26 protein-coding genes are annotated in these 26,105 nt (G+C 54.1%); 15 read left to right on the forward strand and 11 right to left on the reverse strand.

Going from position 1 to position 26,105, the window contains the following annotated elements; translation table 11 throughout:
• Window positions 1–63 precede the first annotated feature (63 nt).
• The 3 genes from AC0TNJ_RS13610 (at window position 64) to AC0TNJ_RS13620 (ending at window position 3,741) form a co-directional block, all read left to right on the forward strand.
• Window positions 64–2,079, forward strand: coding sequence for a conjugal transfer protein TraG (locus AC0TNJ_RS13610; RefSeq protein WP_063881627.1), 2,016 nt, complete (start codon window positions 64–66; stop codon window positions 2,077–2,079).
• 3 nt (window positions 2,080–2,082) lie between these two features.
• Window positions 2,083–2,502, forward strand: a complete 420-nt coding sequence (locus tag AC0TNJ_RS13615; RefSeq protein ID WP_063881628.1) for a ribbon-helix-helix domain-containing protein — start codon at window positions 2,083–2,085, stop codon at window positions 2,500–2,502.
• A 618-nt stretch (window positions 2,503–3,120) separates the two neighbouring features.
• Window positions 3,121–3,741, forward strand: a complete 621-nt coding sequence (locus AC0TNJ_RS13620) for a hypothetical protein (protein ID WP_063881650.1) — start codon at window positions 3,121–3,123, stop codon at window positions 3,739–3,741.
• A gap of 280 nt (window positions 3,742–4,021) precedes the next feature.
• Here the strand turns inward: AC0TNJ_RS13620 and AC0TNJ_RS13625 are convergent, their stop codons facing one another.
• Both AC0TNJ_RS13625 and AC0TNJ_RS13630 read right to left on the reverse strand, forming a co-directional pair.
• Window positions 4,022–4,714, reverse strand: coding sequence for a CerR family C-terminal domain-containing protein (locus AC0TNJ_RS13625; protein ID WP_063881629.1), 693 nt, complete (start codon window positions 4,712–4,714; stop codon window positions 4,022–4,024).
• Window positions 4,715–4,776: 62 nt separating this feature from the next.
• Complete coding sequence (locus AC0TNJ_RS13630; RefSeq protein WP_081255521.1) at window positions 4,777–6,138, reverse strand: M24 family peptidase; 1,362 nt, start codon at window positions 6,136–6,138, stop codon at window positions 4,777–4,779.
• A 336-nt stretch (window positions 6,139–6,474) separates the two neighbouring features.
• Here AC0TNJ_RS13630 and AC0TNJ_RS13635 point away from each other — a divergent pair, with 336 nt between their 5' ends.
• Both AC0TNJ_RS13635 and AC0TNJ_RS13640 read left to right on the forward strand, forming a co-directional pair.
• The gene (locus tag AC0TNJ_RS13635) at window positions 6,475–7,356 is read left to right on the forward strand and encodes an IclR family transcriptional regulator (protein WP_063881630.1); all 882 of its coding nucleotides are present in this window, start codon (window positions 6,475–6,477) and stop codon (window positions 7,354–7,356) included.
• 405 nt (window positions 7,357–7,761) lie between these two features.
• On the forward strand, window positions 7,762–8,742 hold the full coding sequence (locus AC0TNJ_RS13640; RefSeq protein WP_051517893.1) for an N-carbamoyl-D-amino-acid hydrolase: 981 nt from the start codon (window positions 7,762–7,764) through the stop codon (window positions 8,740–8,742).
• Between the two features lie 675 nt (window positions 8,743–9,417).
• Here the strand turns inward: AC0TNJ_RS13640 and AC0TNJ_RS13645 are convergent.
• From AC0TNJ_RS13645 to AC0TNJ_RS13660, 4 genes are all read right to left on the reverse strand, one after another.
• Window positions 9,418–10,578: an MFS transporter gene (locus tag AC0TNJ_RS13645; protein WP_081255523.1), complete on the reverse strand. Its 1,161-nt coding sequence runs from the start codon at window positions 10,576–10,578 to the stop codon at window positions 9,418–9,420.
• Between the two features lie 759 nt (window positions 10,579–11,337).
• On the reverse strand, window positions 11,338–11,565 hold the full coding sequence (locus AC0TNJ_RS13650; protein ID WP_063881631.1) for a hypothetical protein: 228 nt from the start codon (window positions 11,563–11,565) through the stop codon (window positions 11,338–11,340).
• A 189-nt stretch (window positions 11,566–11,754) separates the two neighbouring features.
• The gene (locus AC0TNJ_RS13655) at window positions 11,755–12,684 is read right to left on the reverse strand and encodes an MFS transporter (protein ID WP_081255524.1); all 930 of its coding nucleotides are present in this window, start codon (window positions 12,682–12,684) and stop codon (window positions 11,755–11,757) included.
• A gap of 35 nt (window positions 12,685–12,719) precedes the next feature.
• Window positions 12,720–13,082: a DoxX family protein gene (locus AC0TNJ_RS13660; protein WP_063881632.1), complete on the reverse strand. Its 363-nt coding sequence runs from the start codon at window positions 13,080–13,082 to the stop codon at window positions 12,720–12,722.
• Window positions 13,083–13,238: 156 nt separating this feature from the next.
• Between AC0TNJ_RS13660 and AC0TNJ_RS13665 the strand changes: the two genes are divergently transcribed.
• The 3 genes from AC0TNJ_RS13665 (at window position 13,239) to AC0TNJ_RS13675 (ending at window position 15,050) form a co-directional block, all read left to right on the forward strand.
• Complete coding sequence (locus AC0TNJ_RS13665) at window positions 13,239–13,847, forward strand: TetR/AcrR family transcriptional regulator (RefSeq protein ID WP_473771395.1); 609 nt, start codon at window positions 13,239–13,241, stop codon at window positions 13,845–13,847.
• An 18-nt stretch (window positions 13,848–13,865) separates the two neighbouring features.
• Window positions 13,866–14,270 carry a hypothetical protein gene (locus AC0TNJ_RS13670; protein WP_063881634.1) on the forward strand — a complete coding sequence of 135 codons (405 nt, stop codon included), beginning with the start codon at window positions 13,866–13,868 and terminating at the stop codon, window positions 14,268–14,270.
• 87 nt (window positions 14,271–14,357) lie between these two features.
• On the forward strand, window positions 14,358–15,050 hold the full coding sequence (locus AC0TNJ_RS13675) for an alpha/beta fold hydrolase (protein WP_063881635.1): 693 nt from the start codon (window positions 14,358–14,360) through the stop codon (window positions 15,048–15,050).
• A gap of 45 nt (window positions 15,051–15,095) precedes the next feature.
• Here AC0TNJ_RS13675 and AC0TNJ_RS13680 read toward each other — a convergent pair whose 3' ends face one another.
• On the reverse strand, window positions 15,096–15,953 hold the full coding sequence (locus tag AC0TNJ_RS13680) for a LysR family transcriptional regulator (protein WP_063881636.1): 858 nt from the start codon (window positions 15,951–15,953) through the stop codon (window positions 15,096–15,098).
• Between the two features lie 115 nt (window positions 15,954–16,068).
• Here AC0TNJ_RS13680 and AC0TNJ_RS13685 point away from each other — a divergent pair, with 115 nt between their 5' ends.
• Window positions 16,069–16,215, forward strand: coding sequence for a hypothetical protein (locus AC0TNJ_RS13685; protein ID WP_021586616.1), 147 nt, complete (start codon window positions 16,069–16,071; stop codon window positions 16,213–16,215).
• Between the two features lie 25 nt (window positions 16,216–16,240).
• Here the strand turns inward: AC0TNJ_RS13685 and AC0TNJ_RS13690 are convergent, their stop codons facing one another.
• A complete protein-coding gene (locus AC0TNJ_RS13690) occupies window positions 16,241–16,879 on the reverse strand; it encodes a LysE family translocator (protein WP_063881637.1) in 639 nt (212 codons plus the stop codon).
• A 93-nt stretch (window positions 16,880–16,972) separates the two neighbouring features.
• On the opposite strand from AC0TNJ_RS13690, the gene AC0TNJ_RS13695 reads away from it, so the two are divergent.
• Window positions 16,973–18,361, forward strand: a complete 1,389-nt coding sequence (locus AC0TNJ_RS13695; protein WP_063881638.1) for an aminotransferase-like domain-containing protein — start codon at window positions 16,973–16,975, stop codon at window positions 18,359–18,361.
• A gap of 62 nt (window positions 18,362–18,423) precedes the next feature.
• On the opposite strand, the gene AC0TNJ_RS13700 is transcribed toward AC0TNJ_RS13695, so the two are convergent.
• From AC0TNJ_RS13700 to AC0TNJ_RS13710, 3 genes are read right to left on the reverse strand one after another with little or no spacing between them, the layout of a single operon-like run.
• Window positions 18,424–19,050 carry an ATP-dependent Clp protease proteolytic subunit gene (locus AC0TNJ_RS13700; RefSeq protein ID WP_021586613.1) on the reverse strand — a complete coding sequence of 209 codons (627 nt, stop codon included), beginning with the start codon at window positions 19,048–19,050 and terminating at the stop codon, window positions 18,424–18,426.
• Window positions 19,051–19,095: 45 nt separating this feature from the next.
• Complete coding sequence (locus tag AC0TNJ_RS13705) at window positions 19,096–19,455, reverse strand: SRPBCC family protein (protein ID WP_063881639.1); 360 nt, start codon at window positions 19,453–19,455, stop codon at window positions 19,096–19,098.
• Window positions 19,452–19,766 carry an ArsR/SmtB family transcription factor gene (locus tag AC0TNJ_RS13710; protein WP_063881640.1) on the reverse strand — a complete coding sequence of 105 codons (315 nt, stop codon included), beginning with the start codon at window positions 19,764–19,766 and terminating at the stop codon, window positions 19,452–19,454. The genes AC0TNJ_RS13705 and AC0TNJ_RS13710 overlap by 4 nt, the downstream gene beginning before the upstream one ends.
• 293 nt (window positions 19,767–20,059) lie before the next feature.
• Here AC0TNJ_RS13710 and AC0TNJ_RS13715 point away from each other — a divergent pair, with 293 nt between their 5' ends.
• The 5 genes from AC0TNJ_RS13715 to AC0TNJ_RS13735 form a co-directional block, all read left to right on the forward strand.
• Complete coding sequence (locus AC0TNJ_RS13715; RefSeq protein ID WP_063881641.1) at window positions 20,060–20,584, forward strand: RNA polymerase sigma factor; 525 nt, start codon at window positions 20,060–20,062, stop codon at window positions 20,582–20,584.
• Window positions 20,585–20,696: 112 nt separating this feature from the next.
• Window positions 20,697–21,650 carry a FecR family protein gene (locus AC0TNJ_RS13720; protein ID WP_063881643.1) on the forward strand — a complete coding sequence of 318 codons (954 nt, stop codon included), beginning with the start codon at window positions 20,697–20,699 and terminating at the stop codon, window positions 21,648–21,650.
• A 208-nt stretch (window positions 21,651–21,858) separates the two neighbouring features.
• Complete coding sequence (locus tag AC0TNJ_RS13725) at window positions 21,859–24,333, forward strand: TonB-dependent siderophore receptor (protein ID WP_473771396.1); 2,475 nt, start codon at window positions 21,859–21,861, stop codon at window positions 24,331–24,333.
• A gap of 132 nt (window positions 24,334–24,465) precedes the next feature.
• On the forward strand, window positions 24,466–25,347 hold the full coding sequence (locus AC0TNJ_RS13730; RefSeq protein WP_171053472.1) for an iron-siderophore ABC transporter substrate-binding protein: 882 nt from the start codon (window positions 24,466–24,468) through the stop codon (window positions 25,345–25,347).
• Window positions 25,347–26,105: siderophore-interacting protein (locus AC0TNJ_RS13735; RefSeq protein ID WP_473771397.1), on the forward strand; the 759-nt coding region annotated here is incomplete at its 3' end. The genes AC0TNJ_RS13730 and AC0TNJ_RS13735, both read left to right, overlap by 1 nt.

Raw genomic sequence — 26,105 nt, forward strand, 5'->3', positions numbered from 1 at the left:
GAAATCATTTGGGAAACTCCTTTTCCCTGCACATGAAACCATGTTCGGAAGGGAGTTACTATCTTGTCGGCTACGCGCGTGCTTTGGGGGCAGATCACCATTGTTCTGCTTATCGTGCTGACTGCGGTCTGGAGCGCAACACAATGGACTGCATGGCGGCTTGGCTTCCAGCCGCAGCTTGGCTCGCCCTGGTTCGAGTTTGTAGGCCAGCCCATCTATCCACCGCCCGCCCTGTTTTGGTGGTGGTATTTCTACGACGCCTATGCGCCGGCCGTCTTTCTCGAAGGCGGAGCCATAGCAGCATCGGGCGGCCTGATCGCCATCGCGGTCGCCATCTTCATGTCGATCTGGCGGGCGCGGGAGGAAAAGGACGTCAAGACATTCGGCTCCGCCCGCTGGGCCGAGCGCGAGGAAGTCGAAAAGGCAGGCCTGCTTGGTGCCGATGGCGTGGTGCTTGGCCGTTACGGAAGCGACTATCTCCGGCATGATGGTGCGGAGCATACGCTTTGCTTTGCCCCCACCCGATCCGGCAAGGGGATCGGTCTTGTCGTGCCCACGTTGTTGACCTGGTCGGGATCGGCCATTGTCCATGACATCAAGGGCGAGAATTGGGAACTGACGTCCGGTTTCAGGGCAAAGCATGGCCGTGTGCTGCTGTTCGATCCCACCAATTCGGCTTCTTCCGCCTACAATCCTCTGCTGGAGGTGCGCAAAGGAGAATGGGAGGTTCGCGACGTGCAGAATGTCGCCGATGTGCTCGTTGATCCTGAAGGCTCGCTGGAAAAGCGGAGCCATTGGGAGAAAACCAGCCATTCACTCCTTGTCGGCGCGATCCTGCATGTCCTCTATGCGGAGAAAGACAAGACCCTGGCCGGTGTCGCCGCCTTCCTCTCAGATCCGCGCCGCCCGATCGAATCTACGCTGTCCGCCATGATGACCACGCCGCACCTTGGAGAGAAGGGACCGCACCCGGTTGTCGCCAGCGCCGCCCGCGAACTGCTGAACAAATCCGATAATGAGCGTTCCGGCGTTTTGAGCACTGCCATGTCCTTCCTGGGTCTTTATCGCGATCCCGTAGTGGCCACCGTTACCAGCCGATGCGACTGGCGCATTGCCGATCTTGTCAGCGACGAGCGGCCGACGACCCTTTATCTGGTCGTGCCGCCATCCGACATTTCCAGAACCAAACCGCTCGTGCGTCTTGTCCTCAACCAGATCGGCCGGCGATTGACGGAAGACCTGCATGCGAAGGATCGTCGCCACCGGCTGCTGATGATGCTCGACGAGTTTCCGGCGCTCGGCAGGCTCGACTTTTTCGAGAGCGCGCTTGCCTTCATGGCGGGTTATCAGATCAAGGCGTTCCTGATTGCGCAGTCCTTGAACCAGATTGAGAAGGCGTATGGCGCGAATAATTCCATCCTCGACAATTGCCATGTCAGGGTGAGCTTCGCCAGCAATGACGAGAGGACCGCGAAAAGAGTGTCGGACTCGCTTGGCACGGCGACCGAAATGCGCGCCATGCAGAACTATGCCGGGCACCGGCTTGCCCCATGGCTATCTCATATAATGGTGTCGCGGTCCGAGACGGCGCGGCCGCTACTTACTCCCGGCGAAATCATGCAGCTCCCGCCCGACGATGAGATTGTCATGGTTGCCGGCATACCACCGATCCGCACGAAGAAAGCGCGATACTTTGACGATGCCCGATTCATGGAACGAGTGCTTTCAGCCCCGAACCCGAATGCCGGATTCGCAACGAAGGCGGATGACTGGTCGGCGTTGAAGCCGATCCGGGCTCTGCTGGACAGCAGGAGCAGTGGTATGGTCAATGGCCAGCCTGTGAAGGCCGACACCACTAAACAGGACGACGATTCGGCCAATGCCGGCCTGCGGCGCGAACCTGGTCTGGAGCATCACAAAGACATAGCGCCCGAACCAGTAAAGTCATCTGTCAACGAGTTTGATCCCGACATGGAAGAGCCAGAACGCGATGCCATCCCCAATCAGGCGCTTGCCCGTAACATGCGTCGGGTCGCACGGCAGGTTTCGATGGACCCCGGCGACGAGATGGAGTTGTAAGCCATGCCCCCAAGCCCCGACAAGAAACAGCGCCTTTCCGTCTATCTAGATCCTGATCTGAAGCGCCGCCTTGCAGATTTCGCGGGGCGGCGGGGGCAATCGGATTCCTTGATTGCCGAAGCGGCCATTGCGTCGTTTCTTTCTCCCGATGCTGATGAACGGAAGGAGGCAGCCATCGGCAAACGGCTTGACCGGATCGACCGCAGGATTCAGCGGCTCGAACGGGACGTTGGTATCGTCAACGAAGCTTTTGCCCTGTTCATTCGCTTCTGGCTGACTTCAACGGCATCGCTTCCGGATACGGTCCAAGCCGCAGCCCGTGCCAAGGGTGGTGAGCGCTATGATAAATTCCTTGTAGCGCTCGGTCACAGACTCGCCAATGGGCCGAGGCTTAGGCAGGAAGTGCCGGAAGAAAGAAGTTGATCGTGGGTGCAGGCCGTGCTGAGCGCTTTTGTCAACCATTCAGACAGTGCCTAGCGGTGGCCGTGGCATATGGATATGAGAGCAATTCGAGCGGTTCAGTTTGACTCGTAGCCGCGCGAATTGCTTGCTTGTATTGTTGAACGCCGAATCTCCCAAGAAGGTCTAAGCACCGCGGTCGGCGGAAACATGCATACAGAATGTGACATCCAATGTGCGGCCCTTTGGTTTGTAACCCTATCATACGTCTATGAGGTTTCCTGCCGCCGATCACACCGCGATTCATGAGATTCTGAAATCATTATTGACCTCAACGATAGTTGAGGAACTATACAGTCGCGAGGAGCAGCTTGCTCTTTTTCTGAAGCGTCCGCAGGGCATGATCAAAAGGACATGGATGGCCTTTCCCGGCCTCAGAACATCGAAAAAAAATTCGCGACGTGATCGCATATCCGGCAACACCGGAACTGATTAAACGAATCACTCAAAAGGGGCGCAATCACAGCAGTTTCTAGGAAATGATCATGTTGTGGAACCTTACACTTCCTTAAGATGCTGAAGTTCAATGCTTTTTCTTCGTCGAATGTGCCATTGCCCCAACGAGATAGAGAGACGGTGAGAATGGCTGAAGATCGTAGCATTACTATAACCTATGCGCCGAACGTGGATCAGATACCGGACTATGTTCTGGGCTTTGAACATCAGGCCTATCAAAATTACCGGATGATGTTCGACCGGTCGTGGGATCGGCATTTCTGGTGGATCAGAACGAACCTTTCCTTTTGGTCCGCCGTTGTTGCCGGCCTCATTTGTTCTGTAGCGTTGGCATTTATCCCCGGGGCACGGGCCAGCCTTGAATATTGGATACTGACGCCTGCGCCTCTTGTCGCAATTGCTGTATGGCTTGTCCTGTGGATCGGCTCGAAAAAGTCAAATCGCGAATATAGCGAAACCATAGCACACTGGAATATCGAACAGGAGCTTGCCTTCTCTCCTCACTTCGATGTCAAAATTGGACCAACGGGCTTCAGACAGGTCACACGAATTTATACGATCGAGTTGAGTTGGGCGATGTACCATCATGCGATCTTGCAGCCAGACAATCTGGTCCTGGTTTTTCAAGGCACTGTCGCGGTAATTCCAAACAAAGCACTACCGACAGCTCCCCAAGATATTGTCAATCATATCCATTTATGGTCGGCGGCCCAGCAAAACGAAATAAGGCCGTTAGCGTCTCTATAAGACTGGTCCTCGACTACGATTGTGACGTACTATCCTAAAGATGGACAAAAGGTCCACCAACCAGGAAAACGGTCTCCGACGTTCCTGATCGCAAATAACAGTTCCGTAAGTCTGGCCACGTCGGAATACAACGGCGTTGATCCCTATGGTCGTGAACTCATCGTTTTGATCTACAATGCCGCGGCCTCGGTGTGTCGTTGCTTACCATGGTCTCGCGGAGTTTTTTCGTTAGTTCATGTAAATGATTGAAAGTCGGGCGGTTCCTCTCAAAAGAAATCGATCAAATGGGAGAAATCTCTTTCGGTCGGTCGGATTTCGCGGCGCTTAGCGACATGTTTGAGATTACCGATGCAATTTCCTGCACGCTTTGCTGTGTCAGTTGCACGCTTTGGGTCCGCGTCAAGAAAGTTTGTTGAGCGACGACAAACGACAAGACCTGTCCGATTAGGGCGTGAGTTTTAATGATCGTTACCGGATCATCAGCTTGAGTATTATTCAATCGGGCAATCGTGGCGCTGATTGTCGTGTGTAATGGTTCGATGAACCCTTTGAAAAGTGTATTGAAATTCTCTGTCGGCTTGAGCTGCTCCCTGACAATCAGGGCGGTGCGGTCAATGGCACGGCCTGGCGACAAAATTATAAGAGTAAAGGCATGGATCAGGGAGCGTAAGCTATTCTCGCATTCTTCTTCAGTCGTGTTACTGATTTCATTCGGCGACGACATCAATAGTCCAGTCTGCGCCAACCCTTCCGCAATTTCCTTGGTGATTTCATCAATCACAGCTCGATACACGCCTTCCTTGCCGCCAAAATGATAGGGTATGGCAGATTGATTGACACCGGCCGTTTCCGCCAGAACGCGTGTGCGCACACCCTCGACGCCAAACTCGGCAAACAAATGCAGCCCAGCCTCGATCAATCGCGCACGCGTGGCTTCAGAGGAGTTGGATAGAACCGTGTCGGATTTGTTCATGGATAGTGATTTCAAGAGATTAAGGGCAGATAGTCGTAATACGACTATCTGCCCGTGGTGTGTCAACCTGCTCTCATTACATTGGTCGAATTCTGGTTGAGCTCGATACCGCCATCTTTGCCTACAAGTACCGTACCGCCCAGGTTCGCTAAATGTCTGTCAAATGCGCAATTGGTCTCGAAAGCGAAAGACATTCCTTCCTGTAACGGCAGGTCTCGCCATGTTGTCGGAAGGCGCCCTATAGACCCGTAGGCTGCAGCTTCTGGGAGTGACTCCGGACCGGGTGCGGAACCAAAACCGATCGGCCCGTAAGGGTTGATGCTGTGGATGAGCGGATGAACGTGCCATCCGCCTGATGCAAGCAGGGGCGCTTCCATAATGTCCACAACCTCTCCGAATGTCCGCCCCGGGCGCAATGATTTCAGTCCTTCTTCATAACAGGCTCTGGCAACGGCGGCGGCGCGCTCAAAGTCGGGATGTGCCTTGCCGACAGTAATCGCGGGCTGGTGCTGCGTTTCATACATTCCATAGAACGCAAAAACCTCAGCAAGTACCACGTCCCCTTCTTCGATCATTCTTGGTGGTTGAGCCCTATAGGTCCAGGCAGCGGGTCCCCATCCTATGAATTCCCGGCCGGATCCAAAGAGTATTTCGGCGGTGAAACCTGCATTACGCAAACATTCTGCAGTTGTTGCTGCCACAATATCCGCTTCATTTACACCGGGCCGGGTCGCAACTCTCATCGCTTCACACATCTTCTCCCCAATCCCGGCAGCATGGCGAATAAGGAACAGTTCCTCTTGGCTGTGTGCTGCTGTAAGCATGAAATATTCGCGGTATACCGGCTTAAACTCTGCCTTGGGAAACGCCTCCTTTACTGCGCTCCAGATACCGTACGGAATTGCACCGTCGAAATAAAAGGGCGGGTATGGCTCGAGGCCGATCACTCCAATCTTCCCGGTCAGCCCGATGCGGTTAAGGATTGAGACGAGATGGGCGCCGTTTTTGCCCACAAAAATCTGTTCCGGTTCAAGCCACTGCTGATCACCTCGAAGCCGGGCCTGCATATGGTCCGAGACGGCCATCGGTGCGAAGGCAAGCACTATTGGCGGCTCATCGCCCTTGAATATGACGATAGAGCCCAATCGGTCATTGGTGAAATAGCTATCGGGAGAGAAAGGTGCCGGCGCGGAGGATTCCCGATCACCGTAAACGATGAGGCCATCGACGCCAGCCACATTCATAATCTTGCGAGCGATGTTCCAGCGTCTGTCGCGTTCGGAAAGCGAAAGACGCGGTGCATCTTGAAGGTAGGAAGGTAATGAATTTTCTGGTGAAGGCGACGAATGAGAAGTTGCGTTCGCGGTTTGCAAACCGCTTAACGCAGCTGCTGCAGACATTCCTAAGAGATCACGGCGGTTCATGGGTTCCTCGTGGAATAAAGATTGACGTGGTTCCATTAATTCATTTGAATGAATTAATCAACAATGAAGGTGAAAAGGCCCTTGCGGTAACGCGAACGTGAGGCTGTTATTTCGAGGATGGAATGCGTGGATCAGTTCCGCGGTAGCAATGCCGCATCTGTTGGGATGGCCGTTGAGAAAAATTTGGTCGATGATACTAAAATTCTTTATGTAGAATATCGTATTTTAGGTAGAATGCTGAATAGCGTCGGCGTTCGATCAGTGTTGTTCGGGTTGTGAACGTCAAATATCTATCTCGTCTTCAAGGTTCTCAGCATGACATCTTCGAGATCACCTGTGGCCACTGGACCAGGTTCTCCTTCGCAGGCGCCTGAAGAGCTCAGCCACGACGGTAGCCACTGGATAGTCACAGCCAATCCCGGCGGAAGGCGCAAGCTGGGCCTCGGTCTGGTGCCGGCTCTGGACAAGGCTATCGCGGTCATAGAATATTTGAACTGGCAGCCGGGCGAGCAGACAACACTTGCCAATATCTCCTCTGCGTTGGAGATTACCAAGAGCCATTGCCATTCGATCCTGAAGACTCTTCAGCACCATGGCTGGCTGCGGTTTGATGAGCGCGCAAAGACGTATACCCTGCATCCTGGGCTTCTCGGCAGCGTGTCGAAGCTGCTGGCGGTTCCAACGATCGAGATCATCCGGACCGAAATTTCTGCTTTGGTGTCTGCCTTTCACCTTCCATGTGTGGTTTCGCAACCCATGCCAGACCATACATTTATGCTCGTTGACAAGATTCATGAACCGATGCGTATGGAGGTCTCTCTACCGATCGGATTTCGATATCCGCGAGATGCCTCTGCACAGATGCGTGCCTATCTGGCCTGGATGCCGGAGGAAAAGATCCGGGACTGGTTCGAAGATTGGGTACCGGTCCAGTACACTACTTCATCGTTGATGACGGAAATTGATGTCTTTGCTGAACTGCAAGCGACGCGCCTGCGGGGGTATGCAAGAAGCTGCTCTGAGTTTACGGACGGACTGATGGCGCTTGCGTTACCAATTTTCGGCAAGAATGGCGATGTGGAGTTTATAATCAACTGCCCGGCACCAATGGACGTTATGAGTGCGCTTGAGGATGACGTGGCAGCTGCGATGAGGCGGGCTGTGCAGCATATCCATCAACAGACCCTGGCTCGTCTGCCGTGCGATTTCGTCAAGTAAACGAGCGAAATTCCAAGGTCACTTCGGCTGGACATAATATAAGTGCCGCAATCTCATCGGGCATGCGCCAGCATTTTTGTGTTCCCGCTCCGGCATCGTCAAGGCATGGGGTGGTCCAGTAATGCATGCGAGGTGTGAAAAGTGCTCTAATGTGACATTTCGGCTGATGAGCTTTGTTTGTAATCGTCATCGTTGTTGAAAACGAAAAGTCTCTTGACAGAAAAACATCCGAAGATTCTAATATTTCCTATACAGAATATAATTCTATATAGAGAACAAGAGGCGAATGAAAGCAGCGGGCACAGGTGATGTGCAGAACGATCTCTCCGGTCGCACAGAAACCCATGAGCTTCGAATAGCAGATAATTCAAGTCACGATCATAGCCCTACAACGGAGCAAGTAGAATGACGCGTGTCCTTAGGATTGCAGCAGCACAAATGGGCCCGGTCAATTCCGGCGAGCCCCAGACTGAAACAGTTGGTCGGTTATTGGCTCTCCTTGATCAGGCGGCGGATAAAGGGTGCGATATAGCGGTCTTTCCGGAACTGGCACTGTCGACCTTTTTTCCCAGATCGTATCTTCTCAATATTTCCGACGCGGACGGTTTTTACGAGCACATCATGCCGAGCACGGATGTGCAGCCATTGTTTGATCATGCCAAACGTCGCCGCATTGGCTTCAGCCTTGGTTATGCAGAGATTGCGAATGAGGGTGAGAATACGCATCGTTACAACACCCAGATCCTTGTCGACAGGGATGGCCGAATTGTATCCAAGTATCGAAAAGTGCATCTGCCGGGGCATACCGATCATCGACCCGACGACCCGTTCCAGAATCTCGAAAAATACTATTTCGAGGTCGGCAATCTAGGCTTCCCAGTGGTAGATGCCTTCGGCGGTCGGATAGGCATGTGCATTTGCAATGACCGTAGGTGGCCCGAAACCTATCGCATGATGGGCCTGCAAGGAGTTGAGCTGATCACGCTGGGATATACGACACCAATTTATAATCCACGAGCAAAGCAATCCCCCGAACTGCGCATGTTTCAGAGTAGGCTGTGTATGCAGGCAGGCGCTTACCAAAACTCTACGTTCGTCGTGGGTGTCGCCAAAGCCGGCAAGGAAGATGGTGTCGACCTGATGGGGGGATCATGCATCATACATCCGGATGGTCGCGTTATCGCCGAGACAACCGGGCTGGATGATGAGATAGCGTTCGCGGATTGCGATTTGGACGATTGTGTTAATGGCAAGATGGAGGAGTTTAATTTCGAGCGCAACCGTCGGCCTGAACTATATGATGGCCTGCTCACACCTCACGAGAGCATTCCGTCACCGGCAGATATCTTGAAGGCTTCGCGACCATATCGGTCAACCAATCGGTGAGGAGGCAAGCTCATGAAGGGCACAGCCCGCGCTGAGTGGTCAGGGAACATTGCTCGATACTGCCGTGAATCTCGGAGGCTTTCGAGCTCGTCGTAACTTAGCGACATTGATGGTTGGTTTGAGTGATCCAAGCGACAGGACGTGCTATGGACTTTCCGAAACCGAAACGAACTTTGATCTGCCGCTGGAATTTCCTCCAGAACGGAAAGTCCGCCCACTGGTGACGGTATCATCGGCTTCCTCAACCCCTGCCAATTCGCGGCGTCCGTCCGGGTGTTCCTTGATAAGCAAGCGCTCGGGGGTATCGTCCTCGCTGTAGCAGCTCTCTCGGCCGGCGGCCATATGGGCGCGAGCGGCGCGTTTTGGACTGAAGGGCATATACTCCGACGATGCCAGGAGTCGTCCGTCGTCCCGATGACGGGCGACAAAATGTAGCTCAAGCCTCTCTTCAATCGCGGGAAGCCAAGAGCGCCATGCATCGGCGCAACCTCTTCGGGTGGTGGTGGTTCCCAAGCCATAAACCGGGTGATTTCTGGAGAGATGCAAGCGAAAACCTCGCTTGCATCTTCTGGTTTGAAAGGACGGATGGTTGTTCGAGTCGTCGATAATCAATGTCTCGTATAAGGGGGCCTTGTGAGTTGTCACAAAACTCTCAAAACTTCACAGTAACAGGCATTAGGGCTTCTGCGAATCCATGATGTGTCTGTCTGCGATGGTCAAAATCACCGCAATAGCCAAGGTGACGCCAAACACCAGCATAGTTCGGGCCGATCCTGCGATTTCAAGCTGCATCGCCGCGACGGGCAGAACCGCGAGAATAGTCAGATTATTGAGGCTTTCCGAAACCGCCAGCACCTGACCTTTGTCGTCTTCGCTTCGAGTGGCGAGCATTGAAGTGCTGGTCGGTGCGGCAAGTCCGAGCGCAAAGCCCCAAACGGTAAGGCACGCCAGTCCACCCTCCAGCGGCAATGGCGCGATCATGAACGTGCCAATCGCCATGATCAGGAATAGCAACGCGGCCATGAGCGTTCGTTCGTCTCCTCGAAAGAGGCGGACAGCCCGTCCGACCCCGAGATTGCCGAGCAGAAGTCCTAGGCCGAATGCTGAGACTGAGATGCCAACGATTCCGACGCTGAGGCCATGACGCTGTCGTAGCACCTCGCCGGCGAGCAGGAAGCCTGCGACGGCCGTGCCGTTCCAAAGTCCTTTAGCGACCAAAGGGCGTGTAATGCTTCCCTCTGCGATCCAGCCAAGTTGCCGCCTGTTTGTTTCGGAATGGTGGGCTTTGCTTTTCGGGATTGCACGCCGGGCAACGGCGAATGTCGTCAAGCACCCGGCAGCAGTCGTAAGGAAGGGTGCGCGCCAATCGAACGCTTCCGTCAGGATGCCTGCAATCACGGGGCCAGCCACAATTCCGGTCGTCATTCCGACCATGACCGCGCCCATGGCTGCGGATTGCCGACGCGCGTGGATAATGTCGGCCACCAACGCAAAGGCTGTGGGGATGAGCGCCGCCGATGCCAAGCCGCCGAATATCCGCAACGCGATTGCAGCGCCGAAACTGGGTGCTACCGTTAATGCGAGCCCATCGATCGTGAACAGAACAAGCGAGACCAGCAGGAGGCGGCGGCGGTCGATACGATCAGACAGAAAGCCGAAGATCGGCGCCGCAACGGCATAGGAGAGGGCGTAGCTGGACACGAGCCAGGAGGCGTGTGCCGGTGTCGTATCGAAGGCGGTTGCCAAAGGCGAAAGCATTGTCGAAAGCATGAACTCGGTTGCTCCGACAAAGAAGACCGTGAGAGCAAGGGCAGGTAAAAGGAATCGTGAGGGCACGATTGTCCTCCTTGAGTAATAAAGCTGGAAGAAAACCGGCGCACGATATTCGCGAGCGGATTCGTGGCACCGGAGCAAAATGGATTGGGAAGTTTAGGAACGTCTTCTAGCGACGCGGAAGCAATGCAGGTCCATGGTGGGGCATTGCGATGCGAGTCTGGTAATCAAACTCGCTAGGACCATATAAGCCCAGATATTCAATAGCAGGATGCAGAAAAATCTCAATGCAGTTTTGCTCTGTCCTTCGATAAAACGGTTGAAACTAGAAGAGTATTGCGGCGGATTTTCCTAAAATTCCGGGACAAATAACGGCGATTGAGTGGAGCGTGATCGCAAGCCGGACCGCATTTGGACTGCCTGGTTGACGGACGAACTGGTTATCGTAAACTTCATAATGGCGTCCTCGATTGGGGAGAGACCACCCGTTGCGCCAACCACATCGTTCTTCTCGGCAGACTAGACGCAATGAAGGCGTAGATCGGCTAGCGTCGGCCTGTTTCCTACGGCGGCAACTCATCGGTCATGGTCGACGACACTTCCGCCTGGCAGTTCAATGTCGATGCACCGGACAGGGCATCTGTGGCAGACATCACCTACAGTGGGCCGCGCCCCAATCAGGAAACCATGAGCGTCCCAGCGAGAGCATTTTGCCTGAGGCAATGCCGGCTCAATTCCTCGGGTCTCATGATAACAGAATTAGAACCTGAAGAAATCGATAAGAATGCGTTTGCTTCACTGGGAAATCTGGGCAGGAGCCATTCATTCTACATTTGTCCGTTTGCTGAGCTGAAGTGCCCTTATGAGTAGAAGGATCAACACGAGGAAGCCCGATATCCCCTGCAACAATTCTGGCCAGCCGGGACCGAGACTGCTTGAAGCTGCGAGCTTTTGCCAGAGGGCGCCACCGAAAACCACGTTAATGAGTAGGACGATCAGAAGTGTTAAGAAAACTGGATCGGAGATTATGCGCTTGTTGTTCTGCGTCATCGGTCTTCATTCCTATTGGGTTTGAGCATTGAGATAAATCGAATTTTACAACAAAAACCAATAATTAACGCCCGGTCTGGCTAGAGATGAGGCTGCTGTTGCGAGCGGGCGTCCAGATTGTCAGACGGGGTGTGATTTCATGACAATAGCCCTCCGCCGGACGGAAACCACCGGCGAAGGGCACAAGGCTTACCGCCTTGTTGCGATACCGGCTGTGAGGATGCCAGTCAGGGTAAGGAGTGCGATTCCCAGGATAACATAACGAGCAGCGTCGATAACGTTTTCGCCCCCAGCGGCCATCAGCGTTCCAGAAAGAGCCGAAGTAATAGAGAACGCAATGAGCTGAGTAGTGGTAATAGCCGCTGCCGCTTTTGCTCCTTCCGCGGGATCATCTGTAGCGCTCATGGCAGCGACGCCGAGCAGTGGCCATGCCAGTCCGATGCCCGCGCCGGCGATGGTCAGAACGGCAGCCCAGATCGCGACCATGGCAATATCGGTTCCGGGGACCTGCAGTAGCCCGTAGGCAATGAGGCCGCCCGTCAGGAGGAGTGGACCCAGACGGATGGCACGCCGCTTGCCGGCATCCGACGAAATAGAAACGACGAACAATTGCGCGATGACCCAGGCGAGAGAAAGGACGGCGCCGAGAAGACCGGCCACAAGGGGCGTAAGGCTGGCGATCTTCTGTGCGAACAGCGGAATGAAAGTTTCGACCATCACACCGGCACTGAGTGTGGCAACCGTGATGTAGACCCATTTCAGCGAATTGCCGCGTCGATAGGTGATGTGTGGCAGGATCGTCTCGCGGGAGCGTCGCTCAACGATGACGAACAGCGTAAGAAGAACCAAACCTGCTCCTACCATAGTGAAAGTAGGCCATCCAATTGGAACGATTGAACTGAGACTGATAGAGACGATTGCCAGGATGAGGGGAACAAGTGAAGCAACGGGCACAGCCGTACGATGCCCGGAACCTTGCATGCCGCCGAAAGAACGCTGAGCGAGTATCGCGAAGGCAAGCGCCGCAAACGCGAGAGCGCCATAAGCCCAGCGCCACAGACCAAACTCGGCAAAAACGCCGCCGAGTGCCGGACCGAACAGTGTACCGAGACCCCACATCGCCGACACGGCATCGTAGCTCCGAGAGTAAAGGTTCAGGCGGTCTTGTCGCGCGCGGGCATGTTGAGAGCGGTCACGAGGAGAGAAACGGCAAATACAATGATAGGCGCCGCGGAATGGTCGTAGTCACCATGGATGAGTGTGGTCAGGGATGCCGCGGCCATTACAATGGCACCGAGAGCTGCGCCGTAAAGGCGGGTCCTGTATCCGACCAGAAGCAACGCCGCGCAAAGCTCCAGAAGGGCGGTCAGATAATGGAACCAGTCCGGATAGCCCCACCGGGCATAGGCAGCGGCATTATCGGGTGAAAGAAAGGTGTTGCCGTATGCGCCAAACAGGAAAAAGGCAGCAAGCAACCATGCCACGACAGCTTTAAGCGACAGGATGGTTTTATTCATAATACCCCACTTTCAGCGGAAGCGATCGCGCCGGTCCGATTGAACTGGACGAGCGGCGTCTTCCATAATAGATTGAATGACCATTCTAGTTATTCAAAGGTTCGACAGTTCGTCAAGATAGATAGATCGATCAATCGCTCTATTTAAGGAGGTTATATGGGCCGCGTACGTGTACCGGAGCAGCATGAGGAAAAGAGGAAGGAGATATTGGAGGCCGCCCACCGCTGCTTCCTGCGATATGGGCTGCAGGGCGCCTCGATCTCGATGATCTGCAAGGAAGCGGGGATGAGTCCGGGCCACCTCTACCACTACTTCCCCAGCAAGGATGCCATCATTGAGCAGATGGCCAATGAGTACCTCTCAACCCTTCATACTTATTTCGAACGCCGACAGGATAGCAAAGACGTTGCGGCTATACTGCTGTCCGAAATCTGGAGCATGACAAGCTGGGACGACACGGCGCATTGCCGTATTCTGTTTGAACTTCTGGCTGAGGCCGGGCGTAATGATCGGGTGCGCGATATCCTTGCAGATAATACCAAATCCGTACGGCAGTTGCTGGCGCAGACACTGAAATCTGGTCAGGAGGGTGGAAAGGTCGATCCAGATCTCAATCCCGATGATACCGCGGCCATGTTGATCGCTATAGTGGATGCTGCCCCGATGCTGCCCTTGATGGTTCCCGGCATTAGTTTCGAGGAGAGCAGAAAACTCATCTCTACGATGGTCAGGAGATTTCTCAGTCCCGATGTCTCGGAAACGTAAATTCAGGCAAGAGACTACATGAAATCTTTCTTTCTAACTCTTGTCGAGACTGTCGTTGATGGCTTTGCTGGTGTGGGCCGAGCGGAAACGCGCCATGAAAAAAGGCTGCATCGGATGCTTGTTTTTGTTGTTATCTTTTTTCTGATCGGCTTGATTGTCGTCGATCATTTTTATGGCACGGAGGATGCGGCTGGTCGATTCTGCGAGAAAAACCAGTCCACATATGAATCAGTCAGCGATTGCATGATCCGTCATGAAAAGATTGCAGGTGCTTTGAGAACGATCGGAGAACTGGATCAAAGCAGCGTCAAGGCATGTTCGCATGAGCATGGTGATGATCTTTATTCTGTTTGGAATTGCGCTTTACTTAAGGATGGAACGAGAGTTTCCGAGCGGTACCGCATGCCTGGCGAGGGTGATTGATGCATCGCGATGATAAATCGCAGATGGTCTGCTCTAAGCACATTGCAAAATCCGGATTTCACCGCTGTTACTGGGGCTGATTTAGAAATGGCATCATTCGTTCTTATCCATGGAGCATGGCACGGCGGCTGGTGTTGGCAACGGCTTGTTGACAGGCTTCGATCGGAGGGGCACACCGCCGTTGCACCAACCTTGTCGGGACTTGCTGAGCGTGCCGATCTCCTGTCAGCGCAGATCGATCTGACGACTCACACAGAGGATATAGTTTCGCAAGTCCGCGCAAGCGGTTGTCGCGATGTTACTCTGGTGGCGCACAGCTATAGCGGTTTCCCAGCGGTGGCTGCCGTGGGGCGCCTTGGAGAACTGGTCTCACATCTCGTGCTTCTGGATGCTTTCTTGCCGGAGGACGGTGAAAAATTGCTGGATCACGCGCCGTCCCTGATCGACATCTATGCCGCCAAGGTTTCTGAAGACGGGAACTGGCATATTCCACCACTTCGCTCCGCCGAGTTCGGCGTGACGGAAGCTGATCAGGCATGGGTTGACGGGAAGCTGACGCCACATCCGGTAGCAAGCTATTTCGAACCGGTGACGCTCAACCCGCTTATGGTCCCTCACAAAACATATATTCGCTGTCGTGAGGCAGACGGAACATTTCTGGCTCGCTCAATATCACGGGCGATAAGCGGCGGTTGGCATTATGTTGAGATTGACGCTCCGCATGACGCCATGATCTCACATCCGGATATTGTTGCTTCGGTATTGATAGAAACGAGATGATCGGAAGTCCAGGACATTTCCACGAGGCTCAGATGTGGCGGTATATTAGCCGCTTCGTGATGTTGTGCGAATAGCGGCGCCAAGGGTACGTAGAGCGGTCCGGGCTGTGTCATCGGCGAGATTCGAATAGAGAATAACATCCCTCGTGGGGAGTTCAGGCAGTCCGAGCGGCAGCGTGACGTCGAGAGTTCCTAATGGCGCGACGCGCCGTACCATGGCTGCGACTGCAACCCCTGCCGCGACCGCAGCGCCGATCGTTGCAACGCCTCCTCCAACAAAAACTGTTTGCCAGGGAATACGGCTTTGTTCGAGTGCAGCAATTGCCATGGCCCTTACGCTGCAAGGTTCCGGCTGTGTTGCAAGTCGCAGGGGCTCCTTGGGTCCCGTCTTGTATTCCGGGGATGCCATCCAGCCAAATTCTTCGGAATGAATTATCTCGCCACCGCGGCGGCCATTGCCATGCTGAAGGATGATTGCTGCATCGAGCGCACCGTTATCGAACTCCTCAAGGGTTTTGCGTGAGGATGACAAGTGCAACTCCAGGATAATTCCGGGTTGGGCGGTACTGAGGCGTTTCAATAAAAGCGGTAAGTCACTTCCAACAAGATGATGGCTTATCCCAACGACGAGGCGGCGGCTAGCGCTGCCAAAGCAACTCACCGCCTCCTCATGCTTGCAAAGAAGCGCGCGGGCATGTGGAAGAAAAGCCTCTCCGTCCATCGATAGTGCGACACGACGAGGTGTACGGTCAAGCAATCTGCGACCTAGAGTGTCTTCGATCCGCCTGATTTTCAGGCTGACTGCCGCTTGCGTGGTATCGAGCGCTTCCGCAGCTCGTGTAAAGCTCTTCATTTCTGCTGCGAGCACAAAGGCTTGTAGAGCATCTATATCCAGCGATTTCATGTCGAAAGATAACGTTTTCTTATCATTGAAACAATAGTGTCCGTCTTTCTCATATCATGGACCGGCGTTTATTCTCACGTTCGTAGAACTGTCTACGAAATCGGAGTGACACTGGATGAAAAAACTGTTCGATCCCCTTGCTGACAAGCTCACCCCCTTGGGCGCGCTTATTGCACATTTTACAGGGATTCTCATCACTTCGACGTTTGTTCTTTTGCTTTCTTTTATGCTGGCTCGGTTGTTGGTGGCTTTAATGAAGTAAAACGGCTTCAATGCGATCTGAAATATCAGGACCTGACCACAATCGGATAAAGAGACGCTACCAAAAGCGTGGCCATCGAGATGTTGAAGAGCTTCAGCTGGGCGGGTTTGGTCAGGAAAGATCGAAGACCGACTCCGAAGCTCGCCCATATTCCAACGCATGGGGCATTGAGCAAAGCCATAAGTGTTGCCATAGCCAGAACCGATACCACAGAAGGGTGTGGCGGCAGATAGGCGGCAACGGCGCCGAGAGCCATCACCCAAGCCTTCGGGTTAACCCATTGGAAGGCTGCGGCTCCCAGAAAGCCCAACGGTTTGCCCGCTTTGCTGTCGGAATTATCCGGCGTGCCTGATCGGGCTATCTTGTAAGCCAGATAGACCAGATATGCTGCACCAACCCAGCGTAACACAGCGTTCAGCATGGGATAGAGATCGAAGACTGCGCCCAAACCCATTCCCACGACAATAACCATCGCAGCGAATCCCAGGCTGATTCCCAGGACGTGTGGCACTGTTCGCCGGATCCCGAAATTCACACCGGAAGCCAGCACCATCATATTGTTCGGTCCCGGTGTGATCGATGTGACGATAGTATAAATGCTCAGCGCAACAACAGTCTGTATCAGCCCAAGGTCGGAATTGATCGCGTCCGGGAAATTATACATTTGCCGTATCCTTCTTCTGACGCGATATATAGAACGTGACACACTTTCAAAAATAGCATTAAAGTGTCACGATACACTATTGAGGTGGTACGGATGCGTAAACGGTCCCCCTGGCAGCCACGATTGGCCGACGGTACGGCGAATGCCGCTGAGCGTTTGATGCAGGCAATGAGCGAAGATATTTTTGAGGGACGCTTGACGAGCGGCGACCGGCTGCCTGCTCATCGGGATCTGGCTTGGAAACTGGGTATCGGCGTCGGTACGGTCACGAAAGCTTATGCCATGCTGGGGAGGCAGGGGCTCACGCGTAGCGTCAAGGGGCGCGGCACCTTTGTCGCGACCAGAGCGGCGCGTTCCGGCCCTCGCATCGATCTATCGATCAATACGCCGCCCGCAATGATCGGAGAGCGGCTCCTGGCACGCACGCTCACGACGATCGCTCACAAGATCGATACCGCTCACCTCAACCTCTACGCACCGCTGGCGGGTCACGAGGAACATCGACGGTTGCTGGCCCGTTGGCTAGAGACTTTTTCGCTTGCCGTCGATCCGAGACAGGTCATCCCGACAGCCGGTGCACAACAGGCAATTTCGTTGGCGTTCGATTTCGCATGCGGGCTCGATGGTGTCATTCTCACCGAACGGCTGACCTATCCCGGAGCCATTGCGCTGGCCCGCCATAGAGGCTATCGGTTGCGTGGAATAGAACTTGACGAAGAAGGCATGATGCCGGACGCGTTGGCCGCGACCCTGGACGAAGAGGCGTCTGTTCCCTACCGGGCCGTCTATGTCACGCCGACCCTGCACAATCCAACCACCGCCACAATGGGTGGCGCCCGCCGGCAGGCCATCGTCGAAATCTGCCGGCGGCGGAACACCGTCATTATCGAGGACGGTGTATACGCAACGGACTTCGACTCCGGATTGCTTCCTCTTGCCGCTCTTTCGCCGGAACACGTTGTTCACGTCGCCAGCCTTTCCAAGACGCTCGGTCCGGGATTGCGGATCGGCGCACTAACTTTGCCGCCTGGGATGGAAGAAAGGGCAGAGGCTTTCTTGAGGGCGCTGCCAATAGGGCCGTCGCCGCTATCCATGTCGGTGATGGAGGACTGGCTTGTGAACGGTGTTGTCGCATCGGTCAGACAGGCGATCGGCATCGAGACCCGCCGTCGCACAGCGCTCGCCGCGTCGCTGCTTGGACAGGAGACTTGCCACGTTCACCCTGCGGCGCTTCACGCCTGGCTGCCGATGTCTCGCAGCAAGGCGGAGCAGTTTGCGCTAACAGCCTCGGCCCTCGGCGTGATGGTGACTGCGCCGGACAGCGTCGTCGTCGATCCTGATGATCAAGCGACCGGGATTCGCTTATGCTTGGGCGGCCCTTCACCGGACGATCTGAAAAGGGCGCTTGTCGTGCTCGCCGATCTGATCGTCTCGTCGGAATCCATATCGTCTCTCTCCGCAGTCCGGACGCCGCAGCGCTGACGGAAGCGCTGCATCTTCTACACCAGGTGTCCACAAATATTGATGCTGGTGACGTAGGGATTTCAGGTCACCGGCGTGGTTGTGACAGACGGCTCCTCCCGGTATTGCAGAACGCGGTCGATTAGTCCCCATTCAAGTGCTTCTTCTGCCGTCATGAAACGATCGCGGTCCATGGCGCGTTCGAACTCTTCGTAGCTGCGTCCGCTATGTTCGGCATATAACCGGGTCATGCGTTGTTTGATTTTCAGGATTTCCTCGGCGTGGATGAGCATGTCCGACGCCTGCCCCTGAAAGCCGCCAGAGGGCTGATGGACGAGTATGCTGGCATTGGGCAACGCAGCGCGGTGGCCCGGTTCGCCCGCCATCAGCAGGAACGATCCCATGGAGCGCGCCGTTCCCATGCACAGCGTATGCACAGGCGCGCGGATGTAGCGCATGGTGTCATACATGGCGAGGCCGGAGGTCACTACTCCGCCTGGCGAGTTGATGTAAAGATTGATCGGCTTCTTAGGGTTTTCCGCTTCAAGGAACAGCAATTGGGCACAGACCAGAGCTGAAACGGCATCGTTTACCTCGCCGTTGAGGAAAATGATGCGCTCTCGGAGAAGGCGGGAGTAAATGTCGAAAGACCGCTCCCCTCTGCTGGATTGTTCTATGACCATAGGGACGAGTTGCATTGCTTCGCGCATCGGCGAACTCCAATCTTCAAGAATTTGTGAGGAAACCTCGCCGTGTCAGGCGGCGAGCAAGAAGGGACCGCTGTTATTGTTGGCAGCAGCCTTAGTCGTCTGGTCGGAACTCACATCCGTCTGTTCGTGGATGACCTGCAAGGTTGTTCCGCCGGCCGCATTCGGAGCGATCCTGAACGTCACCGTGCTTTCAAAAAATGGCGGGGTGCTGTCGCGCATCCTGTAGCGGACTTCCTCGCCGGGCGTAACGGAGGCCGCCTCGGGATCTGCCAGCGCCTCCTTCGGCAGCCATTGTTCCCGAAACTCCGGAATGCTGATCGCCCGCCAGACCTTTTGCGGCGGCTCTCTGAGTTCATACTCGAGTTCGATGCCGTTTCTCTGCTCTTCGGTCTTTCTTTCGTTCATTGGTCCATATCCTTCAGCAAGACCTTGAGAGCTTCAATGCGCTGAGGCCAGTAGGCGTGATATTTCGCCAGCCACTGCGCGATAAGAGCGAGCCCTTCCGGGTCGACCTCATAATTCACGAAACGCCCTTGACGCTGTTCCCGCACAAGCCTGGCGCCTCGCAGAACCGCCAGATGTTGAGACATCGCCGGCTGGCTGATCTCCATGCCCTCACGCAAGGCGCTGGCATTCATGCGGCCAGCTGCCAGCTTCTCGTAGATCGCGCGGCGGGTCGGATCGGCCAAGGCTCGGAATATATCGTTCTCGATCATGCCAATACATAAGCATACACTTATGCGATTCGCAAGACTGTCCTGGGGCAGGGAGGGCTAGTTTATTAATGCGGTGATTAGTCCGCTCTTTGCGCGTTTTGCGATAAGGTGAAAGGTTGGACCCGAAAATGCATCGTTCGCTTGCTGTTATCGCGAAACTTGACTTTTATACCCTACTTTGTAGTTTTCGGGTGCGACCGTTTCGGTAGTGGTGATCTTTCATTCTTCTAATCGGCTGAAAATTGGTATTTCGACGATTAAAAGGCGGCATAGTCCAGTAGAGTTCAGATTTCATGACAACGTCCACGACCGAAATCCGCGACGATCTTATGTCGGTTTATCTCCGGCATTGGAAGGTATTGCGAGGTCTCCTCAAAAAGCGCTTCGGTTCGCATGAGCTTGCGGAAGACGCGTTGCAAGAGACCTGGCTTCGTCTCGCCGGCATGCAATCCGAGCCGCCTATTCAGGACAGGCAGGCATTTATTCTTCGTGTTGCGGGTAATATCGCGATTGACCTTGTCCGCAGGGAAAGCCGTCATAGCTCACGTTGCGTCAGCGATGAGGCTTTGCTTAAGGCCATCGCGGATAATTATCCTTCGCCCGAGACTTTCGCGGTTGATCGGGATCAACTCCGCTTTCTGGCCTTAGCTTTGGCCCAGTTGACCACTAAAGCGCGGACTGTGCTTCTCTTAAGCCGCTGTGATGGACTGTCCCACCGCGAAATTGGTCAGCGCCTCAATATTTCGGAAAGCATGGTGGCGAGATATCTCGCGCAAGCTTTGCGGCATTGTCGAGATCACTTCCGTGCGTCCTTATGATTTTTATCGCCATTTCGGTATATCATCGGCTTACTTGTATCGTCCTAGATAACGAGGGCACATTTTTGCAGGCGGATATGCCGGCGCAGATTCTATAAGTGAAGACCCACCGATGACTTCACACAGTAAACAGAAACACGCGGATGTCGCCTTGAGCGATGAGGCAATTGATTGGCTCGTCGTACTCAGTTCTGGTCGGGCAACACAAGAAGATCATGCAGCTTTCAATGAATGGCGCCAGACAAGTCCGGCGCATGAATTGGCCGCGCGCGAAGCAGAGACCATCTGGCATGGGCTGGGTATTGTTGGCGATGAAGTTCGTCACGAAGAAAAAAAGGCCAGGCAAGCCAGGATACCGCGCCGGGCCTTCCTTGGTGCCGCTGGGTTGGCCATGCTTGGTATCGTCGGGGAACGGCTGGGAATGTTCGCGGCTGGCGGATTCGCTGACTATTCCACACGTGTTGGAGAACTGCGTACAATCGCGCTGCCCGATGGTTCGTCGGTCCAGTTGAATGCAAGTACAGCTCTTTCGGTTGACTTCACAGAACAATCACGGGTGCTCAGCCTCTATGAGGGACAGGCAACATTTACAGTTGCGCGTGATCATAATCGACCTTTCATTGTCAAAGCCAGAGGTGGAAGAACCCGAGCGGTTGGAACGGTCTTCGATATAGATATTCAGTCCGAAGCGGTCGTCGTAACTGTCGTGGAGGGATCCGTCGCGGTCATGTCTGACGCCGATTCTGAAAAGAGTGTGATCGCGAACGCAGACCATCGGGTTCGCTATTCGTCCGATTTTCTGACCAAGGCCGAAGCCGCCGATTCCAGCCTCCAAACAGCATGGCAACGCGGCAAGCTTATTTTTGACAGGAAGCCGTTGGGCGAAGTTGTCGCAGAAATAAGGCGCTACCGCGCCGGGCAAATAATCGTTGCGAACGACCGGCTTCGCTCGCTCTCCGTTACCGGCGTGTTCGATCTGTCTGATCCCGATATGATCCTGCGCACCATCGAGGAAACCCTTCCGGTCCGTGTGACGCGGCTGCCGCTTGTCACGATCCTGCGATGAGCACTCCAACGTTCGAAAAACACAGCTAGCGTTGGCGATAGTTTGAACGAAACGGTAACTTGAATCAAAGAGTCGACTTTTTTCTCGTTTCATAGTGCAAGATCGCCTTTTTCATTTCGTCCTTGAAATCAGAGGCTGTTGAGAACGCGACTTTTCGTGGTCGTCGGCATCCTGCAGAACGAAAAATGAGAAGGGCGGATAGCATCCGATGGGCGACGTGAGGAAACAGAAGCAAAGCAGATGCGGTTTCAGACATCTTGGAAAAGCGATACTGAAGCCATCTGCAGCAATTTTCTTGGCGACAGGATTGACTAAAGGACTGGTCGGTCCGGTTTACGGGCAAGAGTCCAAAATTCAGCAGGCTGCCACGGACATGGAGTTCAACATACGAGCGCAGGCGCTCGGCCCGGCACTCACCACCTATGCTGACAGGGCCGGCCTCAGACTGTTGCTTCCGTCAAGTGTTGTTGAAGGAAAAAGAAGTCCTGGTCTCATCGGAAACTATACGAGAGAGCAGGGGCTGGCTCGCCTTCTCGCGGGAACAGGACTGAATTACCGTTTCACAAACGGGAATACAGTGACCATTGTTGAGCCGCAATCTACCAGTGTCCTTTCTACCGATGATTCTACTGTTCTTGAAACGATTGTGGTGCAGGGGCAGGGAGCGGTTACAGAAGGAACCGGCTCCTATACCGCTGATTGGATGAAAACTGCAAATGGCTTGGCGCTACCCCAGAGAAAAACGCCCCAGTCAACGAGTGTCATCACACGTCAGTTGATCGAAGATCGTGGAATGACAGCACTGCGGGACGTGATGGAGAACGCCACTGGTGTAACGGTCAATCAAACCGAGACGGATCGCCTGAGCTTCTATTCGCGCGGCTTCCAGATTGACAGCTATCAGTATGATGGTGTGCCGACAACGTTGGATTCGACATACCAGTACGGCGATGGAACACTCGATACAGTGATCTACGATCATATCGAAGTCGTCAGAGGTGCTACCGGATTGATGCAGAACACCGGTGAGCCGGGAGCTTCGGTCAATTTCATTCGCAAGCGACCAACAAGCGAATTCAAAGGCTATATTTCAGGGCTTGCGGGAACAGAATCAAATTATCGAACGGAACTAGACGTAGGTGGCCCTCTCAACAAGGAGGGTACGGTTCGCGGTCGAATTGTGGGTGCATTACAGACCAGAAAAGATACGATTGATCTCTATAAGCAGGAAAAAAACGTTATCTATGGCGTCGTCGAAGCTGACATCACCGACGCTACGACTGTCACTATAGGCGGCAACAGGCAGGAAACCGATTCAACCGGAACCACCTGGGCCGGCTTGCCTGCATTTGATTCCACGGGGAAACTGATTGATTGGCCAAAAGGCTCCACGACCGGAACGCCATGGTCTGGCTGGAACACGATCGCAACCGAGGGCTTTATATCGCTTGATCATACGTTTGAGAATGACTGGAAGGCGCGCTTTGCTTTTAATCATTCTCGAAATGATTTCCATGCTCCCCTCATCATTATGGAAGGAAATCCCGACCCGGTTACAGGACTGGGTGTGACTGGATTTACGACGCTATACGACGGGGATCGCCGGCAGAATTCGTTGTCCGGTAGCCTGAATGGTGAATTCGATGCGTTCGAAAGAACGCATGAATTCGTCGCAGGGGTATTTGCTTCACGTACCAGTGGGCGGGTCGTTGAACGCAAGCAAGTAGGAAAAGAGCATGAAGTCGGCAACATTTTTGAATGGAGTGGCGACTATCCGGAGCCTGTTTGGAAAGAGGAGCCCAATAACGTTCGAGACACCGAAACGAGGCAATTGGGAATTTACGGCGCAGCCAGATTATCGTTGACGGACAGGCTATCGTTCATCGGTGGGGCCCGACTCAATTATTGGGACGGCAAACTCGAAAGTTATTGGGAAAATTATGACTATAAGCACTCAGGAATCGTCACGCCATATGCTGGAATTACTTATGATCTGACAGATCAGTATACGCTCTACGCAAGCTATACGAATATTTTCAAGCCTCAGACCTATCAAGACGCATCGGGTAATTATCTTGATCCGGCCTATGGTGATAACTACGAGATCGGCATTAAAGGGTCTCTGCTCGACGGGCGCGTTAACGCCTCATTTGCAGTGTTTCAGACGGATCAAAAGGACGTCGCCGAATATGTGACCTGGGATACGGGACATCAGCGTGCCGTATATCGTTCCATTGATGGTACTACGACGCGCGGTTTTGAAATTGAGGTCGCTGGCGAGGTGTATGACGGCCTGAATCTGTTTGCTGGCTACACGTATCGCGATGCTCAGGACGATGATGGCAACGCCGTAAATACGTTTCAGCCACGTGGCTCGTTAAAACTTGGTGCAACCTACAGATTTCCGGATATGCTGGACAAGCTGACGGTCGGCGGATCAATGCGTTGGCAAAGCAAAACTAAAAACCTTGCCGATTATCTCGAAGCATCCCAAAGCATTGAACAGGATAGCTACGCAGTTTTTGATGCGATGCTTCGGTACGATTTCGATGAGAAGACATCATTGAATCTTAACGTATATAATATTGCGGATAAGAGATATTTCCGTACGATGGGCTTCTACAATTCTGTCTTCTATGGTGAGGGGCGAACAGCAACGCTTTCATTGAAGCGTGAGTTTTAACTTCCTATGCCACGTTCCCACTGTATCCGGCTTACTCGCCGCAAGATACTCGCATCTGGAACAAGTGCCTTCCTGTCAGTCGTTTTGGCGGACGGCTTCGAGGGGGTGGCAAGCCAGACATGGGAATACCCCGTGACGATTGAACATCGTCACGGGAGGACGACTATTGTGGAGGTTCCAAAACGGATCGTGACCCTTGGCTGGGGCGGTGAGGATGCTGTGCTTGCTCTAGGAAGGTTGCCCGTGGGAATGCCAGAATACTCTTCCTTTTCGAATGGCATTTTTCCGTGGAATGAACCTCTGCTCCAGGGGGTGATGCCAACCTTTCTTGGCGGCGAAACGGATTATGAGGCGATAGCCGCATTGCGGCCGGATATTATTCTTTGTGTCAGGTCGGGGGTGGATCGAGTTAGTTTCGAGCGTCTATCGAATATCGCGCCGACAATTCCTTTCAAATCTGCACCGTGGACAGCAGGCTGGGAGGAGGTCACTGAAATGACCGGGCTGGCATTGGGTTTAGGAAGGCGCGCCAAGGAGCTCATCAGTGAGACACAAGGACTCTTGCTTCGGGTTGGCGCTCAATACCCTGTTTTGGCGGGTAAAACTGTAGCCTTCGGTTCGTATGCAACGGGAGGGGATTCGGTCAGCATATATATGCCGACTGATACACGCGTTGCAACGCTAACCCGGTTAGGCTTGGATCTCGCTCCAGTCGTCAAGCGATTGGCGGCGACAGCGCCGGATAGCTGGGCCAAAGGAATTTCTCTCGAACGACCTGAAGATATCGACGCCGATATTCTTGTGATGTGGCTAGCGCCGCAGGCGCGGGCCGCAGCAGAGCAGAATTTACTTTTTAATCGGATTCCAGCGGTTCGACGCGGCTCCTGCGTCGTACTTGATTATCCTGGCGAAGCGTGGGGAGTGACTGCGCCGAGTGTTCTTTCAATTCCTTATGTCTTTCCGGCATTTGTGAAACGTTTGGCTGAGGCAGCCATGACTGCCGGGATGGATTGATGCTTGTGCATTATCATGAAGACTATTTCTTGGCCGATGTGCTGACGGCAGAGCGTTTGACTCCCTCCATGTATCGTATCGTAATTAGAGTACGGAAACACAAGCGCCTTATGCCGACCCATCATGCCGATGAATGGGTTCGTCTCGCCTTCCCGCCCACGCCGGGCGAGGCTGTAACGCTACCACAGCTCAAGAACGGTAAATGGGGACGCTTTGACAGTAGTCGTCCGTGTCCAAACCGTCCTTACACGGTGCGGCGCTGGGATGGCACGACCGGTGAGATGGTTATCGATCTGGTCGCACATGAAGGCGGAGTGGGAGCCAGTTGGGCCATAACGGCACGTCCTGGTGACGTCGTGGGCATCTGCAACCCGGAGGGCCGCTTCTGGATTCCCAAGGGCAGTGAATGGCTGTTGATGCTGACGGACATTACCGGTCTTCCGGCTGTTGGTCGTATTTTGAAGGAATTGCCGGAAGAGTTTCGGGCCATTGTGCATGTGGAAGTTCCATCGGAGGATGATCGGCAGGTCATAGTCACCAAGGCTGATGCTTCGATTACCTGGCACGCCTGCCATGGCGTAAAGCCAGATCGGCCCGGCTATACGGAATTGCCGCGTATTGCGCGCACGATCACGGAGCTGCCGGAAGGTCCGGGTTATATTTACATCGCCGGTGAGGCGCGGGCGGCTTCTGATTGCCGCAAGCATTTCCGTGATGTGCTTGGTTTCGACAAGCGTCGCATCGACGCCATCGGCTAC

The organism is Ochrobactrum sp. PL_is483, from assembly GCF_055816855.1.

What these genes read in the sequence shown, in the direction of transcription:
- AC0TNJ_RS13615 (WP_063881628.1), top strand. Translation starts at nt 2,083, where the DNA reads ATGCCCCCAAGCCCCGACAAGAAACAGCGCCTTTCCGTCTATCTAGAT.
- AC0TNJ_RS13620 (WP_063881650.1), top strand. Translation starts at nt 3,121, where the DNA reads ATGGCTGAAGATCGTAGCATTACTATAACCTATGCGCCGAACGTGGAT.
- AC0TNJ_RS13625 (WP_063881629.1), bottom strand. Translation starts at nt 4,714, where the DNA reads ATGAACAAATCCGACACGGTTCTATCCAACTCCTCTGAAGCCACGCGT.
- AC0TNJ_RS13630 (WP_081255521.1), bottom strand. Translation starts at nt 6,138, where the DNA reads ATGAACCGCCGTGATCTCTTAGGAATGTCTGCAGCAGCTGCGTTAAGC.
- AC0TNJ_RS13640 (WP_051517893.1), top strand. Translation starts at nt 7,762, where the DNA reads ATGACGCGTGTCCTTAGGATTGCAGCAGCACAAATGGGCCCGGTCAAT.
- AC0TNJ_RS13650 (WP_063881631.1), bottom strand. Translation starts at nt 11,565, where the DNA reads ATGACGCAGAACAACAAGCGCATAATCTCCGATCCAGTTTTCTTAACA.
- AC0TNJ_RS13655 (WP_081255524.1), bottom strand. Translation starts at nt 12,684, where the DNA reads ATGTGGGGTCTCGGTACACTGTTCGGTCCGGCACTCGGCGGCGTTTTT.
- AC0TNJ_RS13660 (WP_063881632.1), bottom strand. Translation starts at nt 13,082, where the DNA reads ATGAATAAAACCATCCTGTCGCTTAAAGCTGTCGTGGCATGGTTGCTT.
- AC0TNJ_RS13665 (WP_473771395.1), top strand. Translation starts at nt 13,239, where the DNA reads ATGGGCCGCGTACGTGTACCGGAGCAGCATGAGGAAAAGAGGAAGGAG.
- AC0TNJ_RS13670 (WP_063881634.1), top strand. Translation starts at nt 13,866, where the DNA reads ATGAAATCTTTCTTTCTAACTCTTGTCGAGACTGTCGTTGATGGCTTT.
- AC0TNJ_RS13675 (WP_063881635.1), top strand. Translation starts at nt 14,358, where the DNA reads ATGGCATCATTCGTTCTTATCCATGGAGCATGGCACGGCGGCTGGTGT.
- AC0TNJ_RS13680 (WP_063881636.1), bottom strand. Translation starts at nt 15,953, where the DNA reads ATGAAATCGCTGGATATAGATGCTCTACAAGCCTTTGTGCTCGCAGCA.
- AC0TNJ_RS13685 (WP_021586616.1), top strand. Translation starts at nt 16,069, where the DNA reads ATGAAAAAACTGTTCGATCCCCTTGCTGACAAGCTCACCCCCTTGGGC.
- AC0TNJ_RS13690 (WP_063881637.1), bottom strand. Translation starts at nt 16,879, where the DNA reads ATGTATAATTTCCCGGACGCGATCAATTCCGACCTTGGGCTGATACAG.
- AC0TNJ_RS13695 (WP_063881638.1), top strand. Translation starts at nt 16,973, where the DNA reads ATGCGTAAACGGTCCCCCTGGCAGCCACGATTGGCCGACGGTACGGCG.
- AC0TNJ_RS13700 (WP_021586613.1), bottom strand. Translation starts at nt 19,050, where the DNA reads ATGCGCGAAGCAATGCAACTCGTCCCTATGGTCATAGAACAATCCAGC.
- AC0TNJ_RS13705 (WP_063881639.1), bottom strand. Translation starts at nt 19,455, where the DNA reads ATGAACGAAAGAAAGACCGAAGAGCAGAGAAACGGCATCGAACTCGAG.
- AC0TNJ_RS13710 (WP_063881640.1), bottom strand. Translation starts at nt 19,766, where the DNA reads ATGATCGAGAACGATATATTCCGAGCCTTGGCCGATCCGACCCGCCGC.
- AC0TNJ_RS13715 (WP_063881641.1), top strand. Translation starts at nt 20,060, where the DNA reads ATGACAACGTCCACGACCGAAATCCGCGACGATCTTATGTCGGTTTAT.
- AC0TNJ_RS13720 (WP_063881643.1), top strand. Translation starts at nt 20,697, where the DNA reads ATGACTTCACACAGTAAACAGAAACACGCGGATGTCGCCTTGAGCGAT.
- AC0TNJ_RS13725 (WP_473771396.1), top strand. Translation starts at nt 21,859, where the DNA reads ATGGGCGACGTGAGGAAACAGAAGCAAAGCAGATGCGGTTTCAGACAT.